Annotated in this window: 13 protein-coding genes; 11 read left to right on the top strand and 2 right to left on the bottom strand. The window is 40.1% G+C overall.

Annotated features, from left to right (window positions below):
* The 4 genes from G6069_RS06585 to ilvE form a co-directional block, all read left to right on the top strand.
* Positions 1-588, top strand: a 588-nt coding sequence (locus G6069_RS06585; protein ID WP_197293768.1) for a restriction endonuclease subunit S, incomplete at its 5' end; no start/stop codon positions are given.
* Positions 589-651: 63 nt separating this feature from the next.
* Positions 652-3369, top strand: coding sequence for a DNA polymerase I (gene polA, locus G6069_RS06580; protein WP_197293767.1), 2718 nt, complete (start codon positions 652-654; stop codon positions 3367-3369).
* 114 nt (positions 3370-3483) lie between these two features.
* Complete coding sequence (locus G6069_RS06575) at positions 3484-4230, top strand: outer membrane protein (RefSeq protein ID WP_000919441.1); 747 nt, start codon at positions 3484-3486, stop codon at positions 4228-4230.
* A 50-nt stretch (positions 4231-4280) separates the two neighbouring features.
* Complete coding sequence (gene ilvE / locus G6069_RS06570; RefSeq protein ID WP_197293766.1) at positions 4281-5303, top strand: branched-chain-amino-acid transaminase; 1023 nt, start codon at positions 4281-4283, stop codon at positions 5301-5303.
* Between the two features lie 4 nt (positions 5304-5307).
* Here ilvE and G6069_RS06565 read toward each other — a convergent pair whose 3' ends face one another.
* Positions 5308-6003, bottom strand: a complete 696-nt coding sequence (locus G6069_RS06565; RefSeq protein WP_197293765.1) for an outer membrane protein — start codon at positions 6001-6003, stop codon at positions 5308-5310.
* A 133-nt stretch (positions 6004-6136) separates the two neighbouring features.
* On the opposite strand from G6069_RS06565, the gene G6069_RS06560 reads away from it, so the two are divergent.
* From G6069_RS06560 to G6069_RS06540, 5 genes are read left to right on the top strand one after another with little or no spacing between them, the layout of a single operon-like run.
* Positions 6137-7270, top strand: a complete 1134-nt coding sequence (locus G6069_RS06560; RefSeq protein ID WP_197293764.1) for an ABC transporter permease — start codon at positions 6137-6139, stop codon at positions 7268-7270.
* Positions 7270-8055, top strand: a complete 786-nt coding sequence (locus G6069_RS06555) for an ABC transporter ATP-binding protein (RefSeq protein ID WP_000990545.1) — start codon at positions 7270-7272, stop codon at positions 8053-8055. The genes G6069_RS06560 and G6069_RS06555 overlap by 1 nt, the downstream gene beginning before the upstream one ends.
* A complete protein-coding gene (locus G6069_RS06550) occupies positions 8040-8855 on the top strand; it encodes an MlaD family protein (protein ID WP_000439506.1) in 816 nt (271 codons plus the stop codon). Before G6069_RS06555 ends, G6069_RS06550 begins: the two co-directional genes overlap by 16 nt.
* A 2-nt stretch (positions 8856-8857) precedes the next feature.
* Complete coding sequence (locus G6069_RS06545) at positions 8858-9535, top strand: hypothetical protein (RefSeq protein ID WP_187914693.1); 678 nt, start codon at positions 8858-8860, stop codon at positions 9533-9535.
* Between the two features lie 16 nt (positions 9536-9551).
* On the top strand, positions 9552-10139 hold the full coding sequence (locus G6069_RS06540; RefSeq protein WP_001053529.1) for an META domain-containing protein: 588 nt from the start codon (positions 9552-9554) through the stop codon (positions 10137-10139).
* 182 nt (positions 10140-10321) lie between these two features.
* Here G6069_RS06540 and G6069_RS06535 read toward each other — a convergent pair whose 3' ends face one another.
* Entirely contained in the window at positions 10322-11374 is a 1053-nt protein-coding gene (locus G6069_RS06535; protein ID WP_197293763.1) for a cytochrome-c peroxidase, read from the bottom strand.
* A gap of 148 nt (positions 11375-11522) precedes the next feature.
* On the opposite strand from G6069_RS06535, the gene dnaE reads away from it, so the two are divergent.
* A complete protein-coding gene (dnaE, locus tag G6069_RS06530; RefSeq protein ID WP_197293762.1) occupies positions 11523-15158 on the top strand; it encodes a DNA polymerase III subunit alpha in 3636 nt (1211 codons plus the stop codon).
* Complete coding sequence (locus tag G6069_RS06525) at positions 15140-15928, top strand: pseudouridine synthase (RefSeq protein ID WP_197293761.1); 789 nt, start codon at positions 15140-15142, stop codon at positions 15926-15928. Before dnaE ends, G6069_RS06525 begins: the two co-directional genes overlap by 19 nt.
* Positions 15929-15970 lie beyond the last annotated feature (42 nt).

Raw genomic sequence — 15970 nt, 5'->3', positions numbered from 1 at the left:
GGGGGGGGGGGTAATACCCCATGCGGCTTAACATGGCAAAGCTTCAGATTAGGGGATTTGTTTGAAATATACACAGGGCGAGATATAATTATAGGGCAAACACAACAAGGTGATATTCCTTTAGTTAGTCATCAGCACGAAAACAATGGGATAACAAAAACAATAAAAGAAATACATAATAGAACTATATTTAACTATAAACAAACCATTGCTCTAGCAGATAGGGGCGTATTTTTAGCGACAACACAGAATAAAGATTTCCACATAGGAACACGAGTAAAAGCATTAGTATTTAAAAATGGCGAACAAGATAAAAAAACTAGATTATTTTTTACAACTTGTATTAATAAAAATCAGATTATGTTTTTAGATTATTCTTCAAACGCAACAAATAAACTTCCAAATTTAACGATTTTACTCCCTACCAACCAACATGGCAAAATAGATTTTCATTTCATGCACACCCTAATCAACGCCTTGATGAAACAAATTATTCAAGGCGTGGTTCAATACAGCAGCACTAAAATCCAGGCTACAAAAGAAGTTATTAACCAAGAAACGCCCGTTCAAAAAGACTCGTTATTTTGAAAGAGATGAGGTCCAGCTTGTGTTACAATAAATTTAAAATTCGCTTGATTAAAAAGGGATTGAATGGAGCAGCCAGTCATTAAAGAGGGGACTTTAGCTTTAATTGATACTTTTGCGTATTTGTTTAGAAGCTATTACATGAGCGCTAAAAATAAGCCTTTAACGAATGTTAAGGGCTTTCCTACGGGGCTTTTAACGGGGCTTGTGGGCATGGTTAAAAAATTTTATAAAGATAGAAAAAACATGCCTTTTATCGTGTTCGCTCTAGAAAGCCAGACTAAAACTAAAAGAGCTGAAAAATTAGGCGAATACAAACAAAATCGTAAAGACGCCCCTAAAGAGATGCTTTTACAAATCCCTATCGCCTTAGAATGGTTGCAAAAAATGGGTTTTGTTTGCGTGGAAGTGAATGGGTTTGAAGCCGATGACGTGATCGCCAGTTTGGCCACGCTAAGCCCTTATAAAACCCGTATTTATTCTAAAGATAAGGATTTTAACCAGCTTTTGAGCGATAAGATCGCGCTTTTTGATGGCAAAACGGAGTTTTTGGTGAAAGATTGCGTGGAAAAATACGGGATTTTGCCGAGTCAATTCACGGATTATCAGGGCATTGTGGGGGATAGTAGCGATAATTACAAGGGAATTAAAGGCATTGGGAGCAAGAACGCTAAGGAATTGTTGCAGCGGTTAGGGAGTTTGGAAAAAATCTATGAAAATTTAGACTTGGCGAAAAATTTACTCGGCCCTAAAATGTATCAAGCCCTTATACAAGACAAAGAGAGCGCGTTTTTAAGCAAAGAATTAGCCACTTTAGAAAGAGGATGCATTAAGGAATTTGATTTTTCAAGTTGCGCTTTTCCTAGCGAAAACCCTTTATTGAAAATCAAAGATGAGTTGAAAGAATATGGCTTTATTTCTACTTTAAGGGATTTAGAAAATTCCCCTACGCCTTTAATTTTAGAAAATGCGCCCATATTAAACAGCGCGCCAACATTAGACAGCATGCCCATATTAGACAACGCACCCGCATTAGAAAACGCCCCTAAAAAATCGCGCTTGATCGTTTTGGAAAGCACCGCACCTTTGAGTGCGTTTTTAGAAAAGCTAGAAAATCCTAACGCAAGGGTTTTTGCGCGTTTGGTGCTGGATAAAGAAAAAAAAGTTCTAGCCCTAGCGTTTTTATATGAAAATCAAGGCTATTTTTTACCCTTAGAAGAGGCGTTATTTTCGCCCTTTTCTTTGGAGTTTTTGCAAAACGCTTTTTCTCAAATCTTACAGCATGCGTGTATCATTGGGCATGATTTAAAACCCTTATTAAGCTTTTTAAAAGCCAAATACCAGGTGCCTTTAGAAAACATCCGCATCCAAGACACTCAAATTTTAGCGTTTTTAAAAAATCCGGAAAAAGTGGGGTTTGATGAAGTTTTAAAGGAATATTTAAAAGAAGATTTAATCCCGCATGAAAAAATCAAAGATTTTAAGACAAAAAGTAAGGCGGAGAAATTAGAGCAATTGAGTTTGGAATTAAACGCTTTAAAGCGTTTGTGCGAGTATTTTGAAAAGGGGGGGCTAGAAGAGGGTTTGCTTGCTTTGGCTAGAGAAGTTGAAACGCCGTTTATGAAAGTTTTAATGGGCATGGAATTTCAAGGCTTTAAGATTGATGCGCCTTATTTCAAGCGCTTAGAACAGGAGTTTAAGAATGAATTGCATGTTTTAGAGCGCCAAATTTTGGATTTAATCGGCGTGGATTTTAACCTCAATTCGCCCAAACAACTTGGCGAAGTCTTGTATGAAAAATTAGGGCTTCCTAAAAATAAAAGCCATTCTACTGATGAAAAAAATTTGTTAAAAATCCTAGACAAGCACCCAAGCATCCCTTTGATTTTAGAATACAGGGAATTGAATAAGCTTTTTAACACTTACACCACCCCCTTATTGCGCTTAAAAGACAAAGACGATAAAATCCATACCACTTTCATCCAAACCGGCACAGCTACCGGGCGTTTAAGCTCGCATTCGCCTAATTTGCAAAATATCCCGGTGCGATCACCTAAAGGCTTACTCATTCGTAAGGGCTTTATTGCCAGTTCTAAAGAATATTGTTTGCTAGGGGTGGATTATTCGCAGATTGAATTGCGCCTATTAGCCCATTTTAGCCAGGATAAGGATTTAATGGAAGCGTTTTTAAAGGGGCGAGACATCCATTTAGAAACTTCTAAGGCGTTGTTTGGTGGAGATTTGGCCAAAGAAAAACGATCCATCGCTAAAAGCATTAATTTTGGGCTGGTGTATGGCATGGGGAGTAAGAAATTGAGCGAAACTTTAAACATCTCTTTAAGTGAGGCTAAAAGCTACATAGAAGCGTATTTCAAGCGATTCCCTAGCATTAAAGATTATTTAAATGGCATGAAAGAAGAGATTTTAAAAACTTCTAAAGCCTTCACTTTGCTTGGGCGTTACCGGGTGTTTGATTTTACCGGTGCAAATGACTATGTTAAGGGCAATTATTTGCGAGAGGGCGTGAATGCGATTTTTCAAGGGAGTGCGAGTGATTTATTGAAATTAGGCATGCTCAAAGTGAGCGAGCGTTTCAAAAATAACCCTTCAGTGAGGCTGCTTTTGCAAGTGCATGACGAATTGATTTTTGAGATTGAAGAAAAAAACGCCCCAGAGTTGCAACAAGAAATCCAACACATTCTCAATGATGAGGTTTATCCTTTGAGGGTGCCGCTAGAAACGAGCGCGTTTGTGGCGAATCGTTGGAATGAACTAAAAGGTTAGTTTTTTAATTGAGTTTAAGAAAAAATATATTATTATTTCTTTATAAGTAATACTTAGCCATTTTAAGCTAATATAATATCAAGTGATTATCAAAAAATAAAGGGAAAAGACTGAATGTTGAAAAGAATTATATTATTAGGGGCTTTGGGTGTTTTAGCGAGCGCTGAAGAGAGCGCGGCTTTTGTGGGAGTCAATTACCAGGTGAGCATGATACAAAATCAGACTAAAATGGTGAATGACAACGGTTTGCAAAAGCCTTTGATAAAGTTCCCGCCTTATGCAGGAGCGGGTTTTGAAGTGGGCTATAAGCAATTTTTTGGTAAGAAAAAATGGTTTGGTGCGCGTTATTATGGGTTTTTTGACTACGCGCACAACCGCTTTGGCGTGATGAAAAAGGGCATTCCGGTGGGCGAGAGCGGGTTTATTTACAATAGTTTTAGTTTTGGAGGGACGACTTTAACAGAAAGGGATTCCTATCAAGGGCAATACTATGTCAATCTATTCACTTATGGCGTGGGGTTAGATACGCTGTGGAATTTTGTGAATAAAGAAAACATGGTTTTTGGTTTTGTGGTGGGGATCCAATTGGCGGGGGATAGTTGGGCAACGAGCATCAGTAAAGAGATCGCTAATTATGCAAAACACCACAGCAATTCCAGTTATAGCCCGGCTAATTTCCAGTTTTTATGGAAGTTTGGGGTCCGCACCCATATCGCTAAACACAATAGCCTAGAATTAGGGATTAAAGTGCCTACGATCACGCACCAGCTTTTCTCCATTACCAACGAAAAGGGATACACCTTACAGGCTGATGTGCGCAGAGTTTATGCGTTTCAAATCAGTTACTTGAGGGATTTTTAACCCCTTTTTAGATACAATCGCACCTGAAACTATCCATTTAAAGGTGTGAAATGGCAAATTTAGAAAATTTAGATTGGAAAAATTTAGGCTTTAGCTACATTAAAACGGATTTTCGCTTCATCGCTAGTTATAAAAACGGCTCTTGGTCGCAAGGCGGATTGGTGAGCGAAAATGTGCTGCAAATCAGCGAAGGCTCGCCGGTCTTGCACTACGGACAGGCTTGTTTTGAAGGCTTGAAGGCTTACCGCTCTCAAAAGGGGAAGGCTTTACTCTTTCGCCCTTTAGAAAACGCCAAACGCTTGCAAACTTCATGCGAAAGACTGCTCATGCCCAAAGTGAGCGAAGAGCTGTTTTTAAGGGCATGCGCTGAAGTAGTCAAAGCGAATCAAAAATGGCTCGCTCCTTACAAAAGCGGGGCGAGTTTGTATTTGCGCCCTTTTGTCATAGGCGTGGGGGATAATTTGGGGGTAAAGCCGGCTAATGAATACCTTTTTATCGTGTTTTGCGCGCCGGTGGGGGCGTATTTTAAGGGGGGTATAGAAAAAGGAGGGGCTAGGTTTATCACTACGATTTTTGATAGGGCCGCGCCTAAAGGCACCGGGGGGGTGAAAGTGGGGGGGAATTACGCTGCAAGCCTGTTGGCCCATAAAATGGCTGTAGAGCAAGGCTATGATGATTGCATTTATTTAGATCCTGCCACGCACACTAAAATTGAAGAAGTGGGGGCGGCGAATTTTTTTGGCATAACGCATGATAATGCCTTTATCACCCCGTATTCGCCAAGCATTTTACCAAGCATTACCAGAAAAAGCTTGATGGTTTTGGCTAAAGAATATTTGAAATTAAAAGTAGAAGAGAGGGAAATCCTAATGGATGAGTTGGATGCGTTTAAAGAAGCTGGAGCGTGTGGGACAGCTGCGATCATTACGCCCATTAAAGAAATCGCGCACAATAACAAGTCTTATTTTTTTGAAACACCGGGCAATATTACTAAACGACTCTATGACTTGCTTTTATCCATCCAACAAGGCGAACAAGAAGCCCCCAAAGATTGGATTTTTGAAGTTGGCTAAAAGGTTAAAATTTATAGCTGTATGCCGCATAAAATAAGGGCGAAGTTTCAAAGCGACTAGAGCTAGAAAGCAATCTGGCGGTGGGTAAGATCTTAAACCCTAATTCAATGCGGTGTCTTAAAAAAAGCGTGAGCATAACCCCTCCATTAATCGCTAATCCCCCTGAAACCACCGAATGTTTAAAAAACTTGAAATTTTGCTTGTCTGTATAAACGACTAAAGCCCCCCTAGCTCCCCCAAACGCCCCTAAATAATGCTTATAACTCCCTAAAGGGAATTCCATAATCACATCCAAACCCACCGCAAGCATGGTAAAAAAAGAATTGGTAGGATCTTTATGGCTTTGGTAATTCACTTTTCCTGACCCAAGATCCCATGCAAAAACCCCCCTGATCCCAATATATTTTTTAAAAAAACTTTGCACGCCGGTTTTTAAATTGAGCGTGGCGATCCAATCTTTCATTTCTTGGCCTTGATAGTCCTTAATGGCTTCTACAGCGCCAAACCCTCCTAAAAAATACCACCCGCTTTTTTTACGAGTGAGCTTTTGGCGGTTAATGATGCTTCTATAGAGCTTTTCATGGGCTTCTTTGTAATTTTTTTTAGGGGTTTTATCGTGCAAAATAGGCATTGCATCAAGGGGAAAGACAACAAAACCCTCCATTAAGAAAACACAAAAAAAAATGATTTTTTTAAACATTTTAAAAATAATTAATCCTTTATCAAATAGAATATCGTTTAACTTTTTGTTTTATCATTGTGTTAAAATAGTCGTTTTAACAAACAAAATTTTGTTAATAGATTTTACCTAATCTAAGAGAGAATATATTTTAATGAAGACAGAGAAACAAAAATTTTTAGAAATGCGTAAAGATGGGGCGAACTCTGTGCTGATTTTAAGAGGGGATTGGGATTTTAAAACGAGCGTGTTTCGTTTAGATGAGTTGAAAAAAAATTTATTAGATCATCAAGGGTCTTTAAAAGTGGACTTTTCAGGGTGCCAAAAAGTAGATTTTGTTTTTGGCATGTTTTTATTTGATTTGGTTAGGGAGCGTTCTTTAAACATTGAATTGTGCAATGTGAGCGAGAATAACGCATGTGCTTTGAAAGTGGTTAAAGACTGGCTTGAAAAAGAAGAGGATTTAGAATCTAAAAAAGCGGGCAAAAAATACGAACTCATGATCACTAAATTGGGTAAGAGTATCGTAGAGACTTATAACACCTTTTTAAACGCATTCAATTTTTGTGGCATGATTTTATTTTACTTCATTAAAAGCGTTTTCAACCCCAAACGCTTTTGTATCACTCCTTTGCTCTATCATATTAATGAATCCGGGTTTAAGGTTTTGCCGGTGAGTATTTTAACGGTGTTTATCGTGGGGTTTGCCGTTGCTTTACAAGGGGCTTTACAATTACAAGACTTGGGTGCGCCTTTGATGTCGGTGGAAATGACGGCCAAACTCGCTTTAAGAGAGATCGGCCCTTTCATTTTAACCCTTGTGGTGGCCGGGAGGAGCGCGAGCAGTTTTACCGCACAAATTGGGGTGATGAAGATCACTGAGGAATTAGACGCGATGAAAACCATGGGCTTTAACCCTTTTGAATTTTTAGTGTTGCCTAGGGTGTTAGCCTTAGTGATTGTTTTGCCTTTATTGGTGTTTATCGCTGATGCGTTCGCCATTCTTGGGGGCATGTTTGCGATTAAATACCAATTGGATTTAGGCTTTCCAAGCTATATTGACAGATTCCATGACACAGTGGGTTGGAACCATTTTTTGGTAGGGATTGTCAAAGCCCCTTTTTGGGGGTTTGCGATTGCGATGGTAGGGTGCATGCGCGGGTTTGAAGTCAAGGGGGATACTGAGAGCATTGGGCGCTTGACCACCATTAGCGTCGTGAATGCGTTGTTTTGGATCATTTTCTTAGACGCTGTTTTTTCTATTATCTTTTCTAAGTTGAACATATAATGAACGCTGCTAACAATCAAGTCTTAATTGAAGTGAAGGATCTCCATAGCGCTTTTGGGAGCACCATTATCCATAGGGGCGTGAGTTTTAGCGTGCATAAGGGCGAAGTGATGGCGATTTTAGGAGGGTCAGGGAGCGGTAAAAGCACGCTTTTAAGGTGCATGATCTTGCTCAATCGCCCTACAAAAGGGGAAGTGTTGCTTTTTGGGGAAGATATATGGAAACTCAAAGAAAGAGAGCAGCAAAAGATTTTTAACCGCTGTGGGATTTGCTTCCAGTTTGGCGCGCTCTATAGCTCTTTAACGGTTTTGGAAAATGTGGGCGTGATGCTAGAGCAATACGGCGCTTATTCTAAAAAAATTGTTGAAGAAATTTCTAAAATGTGGATTGAAAAAGTGGGTTTGCCCCCTAGGGCTTACCACCTTTACCCCTATGAATTGAGTGGGGGGATGAAAAAGCGCGTGGGTATAGCTAGGGCTATGGCAACTAACCCGGAAATCTTATTTTTAGATGAGCCAACAAGCGGGCTAGATCCTTATAGCGCGGGCAAATTTGATGAATTGATTATGACGCTCAAAGAGAGCTTACAGCTTACGGTGGTGATGATCACGCATGATTTAGACTCCGTGCATGATTGCGTGGATCGGTTTATCATGCTCAAAGACGGGCTATTAGAATTTAATGGGGATTTAAAGGATTTTATTAAAAAGGCTCAAACTCAAGGGCTAGATGAAGGCAATTTATTCAATTCAACACGAGGAGAGAAATTTTGGAAAGGCATGTGAATTACACTTTAATCGGCGGGCTCTTCTTTTTATGCTTAGTGTGCATGGTGGGTTTTATTTTATGGCTAGGCCATTTGGGATTAGATGACGGGAAGTATTATGAATATGTGGTCTATACGGACAAAGACTTGGGAGGCATTGCGACCAACTCGCCCATAAATTACAAAGGGATTCAAGTGGGTAATGTCATCAAGGTGGGTTTTGCAAAGGATAAAGTGGGGGTGGTCCGTTTGGATTTGATGATCAAATCCAGCGTTAAGATCCGTAAAGATTCCAAAGTGGCGGTTTCTTCTAGAGGGTTTATGGGGTTAAAATTTTTAGCCTTAGAGCAAAGCCACAATGAAGAATTTTATGGTAGTGGCGATAAAGGGGAGCGGATTTTAATCTTTAAAGAAGGGCTTATGGATCGCTTGAGCGGTGATGCTAATCAAGTGGTGCAAGAAGTGATGAAAGCGATTAGGAATGTGAATAGGATTTTAGACGATGAAAATGTGGAAAAATTCAAGCACATTCTCGCTTCAGTAGATGATCTCATCGCTAACTTGGATTCAAGAAAGACTCAATTTGATTCTTTGATCAATAACGCTAACAACCTTGTTTCTAATGTCAATAACGTGGCTTTAGATGTGGATAAGCGCGTCAAACAGGGGCAATATGACTTTAAGGCGATGTTCACTCCTTTAATCATGCAAGCACAGTTGAGCTTAAGAAACATTGATAATTTTGTGGAAAAAGGCTCTGCTTTGATAGATAAATTTGACGCTAACCCCTATAAAACGATTTTTGGAGAAAGGAAATAACCATGAGAGCTACGGCGATAAAAATCTTTTCACTCTCATCAGCACTCGCCCTATTGCTTCAGGGTTGCTTGAGCATTAATTTAAAACAAATGCTGCCAGAGATCAGAACTTATGATTTGAATGCGAGTTCTTTTGAAATCACGCAATGCCCTAAACCTTTGACTGAAGTGAGGCTCATTAGTATTTTGAGCGCGGATTTATTCAACACTAAAGAGATCGTTTTTAAAGCCAAAGACGGGCAGATCACGCATGGGAAGCACCAAAAATGGATAGACTTGCCTCGCAACATGTTAAAAACCATGTTCATGCAAGAAGCGCAAAAAGCATGCTTAGGCGTGGCTTTGCCCCCTTATGGCGCGGGTGCGCCCACTTATGCGGTCCGTTTTACGATTTTATCGTTTTCTCTTTTAGAAAAAGAAAATTCTACCTATAGGGCGGAATTCGCGCTAGGCTATGACATTAGTGTGAAAGGCGATTCGCATTCTGGAGTGATCATTAAGCATGAAAATATTTCTAGCTTGGAAAATAAAACGACCAAAACGAGTAAAAATGGCAATCAAGATTTTCAAGAAAGCGCGATACAATCCCTCCAACATGTAAGCGTGCAAGCGATGCAAGAAGCGGTTTCTTTGATTAAAAAAGCCATTGAAGCGCAAAGCGTAAGCCCGTTAAAAAAATAAAATAAGGAGGAATTGTTTGAATTTACGATTGGCTGGAGCAAGCGTTTTAACGGCTTGTGTTTTTTCGGGGTGTTTTTTTTTAAAAATGTTTGATAAAAAGCTTTCTAGTAACGATTGGCATATCCAAAAAGTGGAAATGAATCATCAAGTCTATGACATTGAAACCATGCTCGCTGATAGCGCTTTTAGAGAGCATGAAGAAGAGCAAGATTCCTCTCTAAATACCGCTTTGCCTGAAGATAAAACAGCGATTGAAGCCAAAGAGCAAGAGCAAAAAGAAAAAAGAAAACGCTGGTATGAGCTTTTTAAAAAGAAACCAAAGCCCAAAAGCTCTATGGGAGAGTTTGTGTTTGATCAAAAAGAAAATCGTATTTATGGCAAAGGCTATTGCAACCGGTATTTTGCCAGCTATGTATGGCAGGGCGATAGGCACATTGGGATTGAAGATAGCGGGATTTCAAGAAAAGTGTGTAAAGATGAGCATTTAATGGCGTTTGAATTGGAATTTATGGAGAATTTTAAGGGTAATTTTACGGTAACTAAGGGTAAGGACACGCTCATTTTAGACAACCAAAAAATGAAAATTTATTTGAAAACGCCTTGAGTGGGTTGTTGGTTTCAAAACAATCTAAAACCACTAAATTAGGGGTTAAAAAGAAATTTTTAAGCGCTTTTTAAGGGATTGTCGCTTGTTTTTTGAAAGCTTTTTATTATTTTGATCGCAAAAGATGCCTTGAGCGTTTTTTAGATTTGGCGCCAAAAGCCCCCTAAAAGGACTTTTTAAAATCAAAAAGAGGGTTTAGGGGTTTTGTCTGTCATTATGGGGAGTTCTGGGTAGATTATTTTAGGTTTTTTACCCCTTAAGGTTCCAAAGAAAGTTTCAATTTTTTTCGCTTCTTCATCGCTGATTTCAATGCCTAACTGGATAGAGCCCATTTCTTTAATCGCATCCTTGACATCCCAGAATTGCCCGTTATGGAAATAGGGCATCGTTTCGGTGATATTCCTTAAAGTAGGCACTTTCACAAGCCCGTTTTTATCGCCTTTGAAATCGCCTACATTAGCGAATTTATAAGGTTTGACCACCCCAAAAGGCTGCATCGTTCCCCCAAGATTGATGCCGTTATGGCAAGCCACACAGCCTTTAGAAATGAATAAATCCAGCCCCTCTTTTTCGGCTTTACTGAGCGCTTTAGGATTGCCCCTTAAAAAATCATCATAACGGCTTGGGGTAATAAGCGTGGCTTCAAACATAGCGATACTATCAGCGATCAATTTAAAATCAATTTTGACTTTAGAGCCATAGGCTTTTCTAAAGAGTTTGACATAGCCTGGCATGGAATTGATTTTTTCTACCACCACTTTAGGATCAGCCCCCATTTCAAAAGAAGATTGGATGGGCCCTTGCGCTTGTTCGTTTAAATGCGTAACCCTGCCATCCCAAAACTGCACATCGTTAAACACAGAGTTATACACCGTTGGGGAGCTTAAAAGGTGGGGGTTTTTCTTCCATTGAGAACCTACCGTGCTTGGGATTAGATCCACCCCGCCTAAGCCCAAATTATGGCATGTGTTGCAAGACACGAGATAGGAAGTGGAAATCCTAGGGTCAAAATAGAGCATTTTGCCTAATTCCACTTGAGCGGAGGTCATGATTTCGCTGTTTTTGGTGCCAATACCCACATCTCTTGTTTTTTTGATTTGGTATTCTTTGAGCGCTTTGCCCATAGGCATGGGTTCTAACTGGCTTTCCCTCGCTTTTTTGATCAATTCTAAATCGTTCAAGGCATGAGCACAAGAAAAGGCCAAGCAAACGCCCAACAAAATGGATTTTTTCATGATGAACTCCTAAAATAGCGTTAAAAACAAGACAAAACTTTCTTATTATAACCACCATTTTAAAATAATTCACCACTAAATAATCTAATAAAGAGTTTTTTAAAGAGCGGTAGGTATAATGGCGTTAAATCCAAATAGGGGTTAGATAATGAAAGAGAATAAAGCTTTCACGCATTTGCACTTGCACACAGAATATTCGCTTTTAGACGGGGCGAACAAGATTAAAATTCTAGCCAAACGCATTAAAGAATTGGGCATGAAAAGCGTGAGCGTAACTGACCATGGGAACATGTTTGGAGCGATTGATTTTTATACGAGCATGAAAAAAGAAGGCATTAAGCCTATTATCGGCATGGAAGCGTATATCCATAACGATGACAACCTTTCTAGTAAAGAAACCAAGCAGCGTTTCCATTTATGCCTGTTCGCTAAAAACCAAGAGGGCTATGAAAATTTGATGTTCTTAAGCTCTATGGCGTATTTAGAGGGGTTTTATTATTTCCCGCGCATCAATAAAAAGCTTCTAAGGGAGCATTCTAAAGGCATTATCGCTTCTAGCGCGTGCTTGCAAGGGGAAGTCAATTACCATTTGAATACTCATAATGAGAGAAACCGCAAGTATGGGGCTAAAGGCTATGATGAAGCCAAAAGAATCGCTTGCGAATACCAAGAGATTTTTGAAGACGATTTTTATTTAGAAATCATGCGCCATGGCATTTTAGATCAGCGATTCATTGATGAGCAAGTCATTAAAATGTCTTTAGAAACAGGGTTAAAAATCATTGCCACCAACGACACCCACTACACCATGCCTAATGACGCCAAGGCTCAAGAAGTAGCGATGTGCGTAGCGATGGGTAAAACCCTAAACGATAAGGGGCGCTTGAAACACTCCGTGCATGAGTTTTACATTAAGTCCCCTGAAGAAATGGCAAAGCTCTTTGCAGATATTCCAGAAGCCTTAGAAAACACCCAAGAAATCGCTGATAAATGCGTTTTAGAGATTGATTTAAAAGACGATAAGAAGAACCCCCCAACCCCCCCAAGTTTCAAATTCACTAAAGCTTACGCCAAAAATGAGGGGCTGGATTTTGAAGATGACGCTTCTTATTTTGCCCATAAGGCCAGAGAGGGCTTGAAAGAGCGCTTAATTTTAGTGCCAAAAGAAAAGCATGATCAATACCAAGAACGCCTAGAAAAAGAAATTGAAGTCATTACGAACATGAAATTCCCGGGGTATATGCTGATCGTGTGGGATTTTATCCGTTACGCTAAAGAAATGGGCATTCCTGTGGGGCCTGGTAGGGGGAGCGCGGCCGGGAGTTTGGTGGCTTTTGCTTTAAAAATCACGGATATTGACCCTTTGAAATACGATTTGCTCTTTGAAAGGTTTTTAAACCCTGAACGAGTCAGCATGCCTGATATTGATACGGATTTTTGCCAACGCCGGCGTAAGGAAATCATAGAATACATGATTGAAAAATACGGCAAATACAATGTGGCTCAAGTCATCACCTTTAATAAGATGTTGGCTAAGGGCGTGATCAGAGATGTCGCAAGGGTTTTGGACATGCCCTATAAAGAAGCCGATGATTTTGCCAAACTTATACCCAACCGCTTAGGCATCACGCTTAAGGGTTATGAAAAAAATGGCGAGTTCATCGAGGGGGCGTGGGAATTAGAGCCTAAAATCAAGGAATTAGTAGAGAGCAATGAATTAGCCAAACAAGTGTGGGAGTATTCGCTCAATTTAGAGAATTTGAATCGCAATGCAGGCGTGCATGCGGCAGCTTTAGTGGTGGATAGCCAAAAAGAGTTGTGGCACAAAACCCCTTTGTTTGCCTCTGAAAAAACCGGCGGTATCGTTACGCAATATTCCATGAAGTATTTAGAGCCGGTGGATTTGATTAAGTTTGACTTCTTGGGGCTTAAAACCTTGACCGTGATTGATGATGCGCTTAAAATCATTAAAACGCAACATAACATTGATGTGGATTTTTTATCGTTGGATATGGACGATCCAAAAGTGTATAAAACGATCCAAAGCGGGGATACGGTGGGGATATTCCAAATTGAATCCGGAATGTTTCAAGGGCTTAACAAGCGTTTAAGGCCTTCAAGCTTTGAAGACATTATCGCCATTATTGCGCTAGGGAGGCCAGGGCCCATGGAATCAGGCATGGTAGATGATTTTGTAAACAGAAAACATGGCGTTGAGCCTATCGCTTATGCGTTTAAAGAATTAGAGCCGATTTTAAAGCCCACTTACGGCACGATCGTCTATCAAGAGCAGGTGATGCAAATCGTGCAAACTATTGGCGGTTTTAGTTTGGGTGAAGCGGATCTCATCCGCCGCGCTATGGGGAAAAAAGACGCTCAGATCATGGCGGACAATAAGGCGAAGTTTGTAGAAGGCGCTAAGAATTTAGGGCATGATGGCCAAAAGGCGGCTAATTTGTGGGATTTGATCGTTAAATTTGCTGGTTATGGTTTCAACAAATCGCATTCAGCCGCCTATGCGATGATCACTTTCCAAACGGCGTATTTAAAGACTTATTACAAGCATGAGTTCATGGCAGCGATGCTCACTAGCGAATCCAATAAGATCGAATCCGTGGCGCGCTATATTGATGAGGTTAGGGCTTTAGAAATTGAAGTGATGCCTCCGCACATCAATTCTTCTATGCAAGATTTCAGCGTGGCGGAGTTTAAAAATCAAAAGGGCGAGCCAGAAAAGAAAATCGTGTTTGGTTTGGGAGCGATCAAAGGGGTTGGGGGTGAGCCGATTAAAAACATCATTGAAGAAAGGGCTAAAGGGGATTATAAGAGTTTGGAAGATTTCATTTCACGGGTGGATTTTTCTAAACTCACTAAAAAATCTTTAGAGCCATTAGTGAAATCAGGGAGCTTGGACAATTTAGGCTACACTAGAAAAACCATGCTCGCTAACTTGGATTTGATCTGCGATGCCGGGCGCGCTAAAGACAAGGCTAATGAAATGATGCAAGGGGGTAATTCTCTTTTTGGAGCCATGGAAGGCGGAATTAAAGAGCAGGTTATTTTGGACATGGTTGATTTGGGCGAGCATGACGCTAAAACGCTTTTAGAATGCGAGTATGAGACTTTAGGTATCCACGTTTCAGGCAACCCTTTAGACGAGTTTAAAGAAGAAATTAAGGGCTTTAAAAATTTAGTCAAAAGCATTGATATTGAAGAATTAGAAATCGGCTCGCAAGCTTATTTGCTGGGTAAAATCATGGAAGTTAAAAAGAAAATTGGCAAACGAAGCGGTAAGCCTTATGGCACAGCGGACATTTTGGATCGATACGGCAAGTTTGAACTCATGCTGTTTGAAAAGCAATTAAACGCTTTAGAAGAGTTGGATATTAATAAGCCTTTAGTGTTTAAATGCAAGATTGAAGAGCAAGAAGAAGTGGCGCGATTAAGGCTTTTTGAAATCTTGGATTTAGAGAGCGCTAGAGAGGTTAAAATCCCTAAAGCCCGCTATAAAGACCCTGAAAAGCAAAAAGAAGAGGTGCGCGAAATCCCCCCCATGGAAATACTCGCCTCTAGCTCTTGCTCTTTGGCGATTGTGTTAGAAAACGATGTGAAAAAAGAGTTTTTAAGACAAATCAAAGAGAGCGCTTTAAAACACCAGGGCAAACGCCCCTTGTATTTGATCATCAAAGATAAGGATAAGCAATTCAAAATCCAAAGCGATTTAATGGTGAATGAAAAGATTAAGAACGATTTTAAGGGGTTAGAGTGGAGGGATTTAGCTTGAGGATCAACCAGTTTTTAGCCCATTACACCAAGCATTCCAGAAGAGAAGCTGAAAAATTGGTTTTAGAAGGGCGGGTGAAAATCAACCATGAGCATGCCAAACTCGCTAGCGTGGTTAAAGAAAACGACAAGGTGTTTTTAGACAAACGACTCATCAAGCCCTTAAAAAACAAAAAATTCAGCGTGCTGGTTTATCACAAGCCAAAGGGCGAACTAGTGAGTAAAAACGATCCCTTAAAACGGCGCGTGATTTATGAAAGCTTGGAGAAAAAATACGCCCATTTTGTGCCGGTGGGGCGTTTGGATTTTGCGAGCGAGGGGGTGTTATTGTTAAGCGATAGTAAAGCAGTGGTGAGCGCTTTAATGCATGCGAATTTAGAAAAAGAGTATCTTGTTAAAATTCAAGGCTTTGTTACAAGAGAGATGGAAAACGCCATGCAAGAGGGTTTGAAATTAGAAAACGCCACTAAGGGAGCGCACCAAAAAACCCCCATTAAAAGCATGGAATTTGCCCCCTTTATTGGTTATGAAATCATCAAAAACCATGCCAAATATTCTAAACTTAGAGTTATTATCAATGAGGGGAAAAACAGAGAATTGAGGCGTTTTTTTGCGTTTTTTAACGCTGGGGTGTTGGATTTAAGGCGCGTTCGTTATGGTTTTGTGAATTTGAATGCCTTGCCGGTAGGGAAAATGCGTTTTTTAAACCGCCAAGAATACAATGAGTTGCATGCGTTTATGGCTAATAGGGTTAATGTTAAAGGGGATTAGCGCTTGAGTTATGCTATACTTCGGCGGTTGGGGGAAATAAAA

It is taken from the genome of Helicobacter pylori (assembly GCF_017594925.1).
GTDB classification, from domain to species: domain Bacteria; phylum Campylobacterota; class Campylobacteria; order Campylobacterales; family Helicobacteraceae; genus Helicobacter; species Helicobacter pylori_DP.
The sequence above is the reverse complement of the archived record's forward strand: the minus strand, read 5'-3'. Positions and strand labels throughout refer to the sequence as shown.